The sequence below is a fragment of the Psychrobacter namhaensis genome (assembly GCF_016107545.1).
GTDB classification, from domain to species: domain Bacteria; phylum Pseudomonadota; class Gammaproteobacteria; order Pseudomonadales; family Moraxellaceae; genus Psychrobacter; species Psychrobacter namhaensis.
In genome coordinates this window covers 1-748 of sequence record NZ_JABASS010000041.1, presented here as the reverse complement: position 1 = coordinate 748, position 748 = coordinate 1, and the positions used below count along the sequence as shown (strand labels likewise).

At 44.9% G+C, this 748-nt stretch carries 1 protein-coding gene and 1 pseudogene; both read right to left on the bottom strand.

Translation table 11 applies throughout. The features are described 5' to 3' along the window. Window positions 1–208 (bottom strand): annotated as a pseudogene (locus JFC06_RS12230) (molybdenum cofactor biosynthesis protein MoaE); the annotation flags it as partial. Between the two features lie 188 nt (window positions 209–396). Next, window positions 397–678, bottom strand: coding sequence for a MoaD/ThiS family protein (locus JFC06_RS12225; protein ID WP_198335253.1), 282 nt, complete (start codon window positions 676–678; stop codon window positions 397–399). Window positions 679–748 lie beyond the last annotated feature (70 nt).

The window sequence follows — 748 nt, the reverse complement described above, 5'->3', positions numbered from 1 at the left end:
GCTCAACGCTGGTGGCATTGTTATGATTGCGGACGCGTCCCTCAAAGCACACGAACGCCCCGCAGCTGTCATCATCGAGAGTGTCTTTTAGACGCTTCTCATCAATGGCGATGTCTAATAGGGCAAAACCATCCCGTTCCGCAACTGCATATGCTTCATCAACGCTACGTTTGATGGTCATGGCATGGCTATGGACGTTGTCTGTCATTTTCTCTCTCTATTTGTCGTTTTTTAACATGAAGCTTTTTATCGTTGATTCACTTTAAAAATACCAGTAGTACTGGGATGAATTTTTCGTAGCCTCTGTCTGCAACGGCACAGCAAGCGAGAAAAATTTATCCCAGTCGCATAAAACTATCTATTTATTGCTTATACTGGTACTAATTGTATTAAACACTAACCACCCGCAACTGGGGTGATAAATACCACACTATCGCCATCAGACATAGGATCTGTCCACTTAGCGAAGTAGTCATTCACCGCCACCCGGAGCTCTGACTGCGAACGGCTAAAACGGTGCTTTTGGCAAAGCTGTTCATACAGTTCAGTCAAGGAGGTTGACGGTGGTACGGTGATGCGCTCTTGTTGACAATTGGCTTCATCAGCGAGGCTGGCGAAATATAAAACATTAATGTGCATCGCGGCTTCGGTGTTTGTGTCGACAGCGCTGGTACTCATAAACCTTTCCTTCTTACAAGCTGGTCAGCTTGATATTCATCATGTGTTGAATCGATAAAACGACCATTTA

Coding starts and splice junctions, on each gene's coding strand:
- JFC06_RS12225 (WP_198335253.1), bottom strand. CDS start 678: ATGAGTACCAGCGCTGTCGACACAAACACCGAAGCCGCGATGCACATT.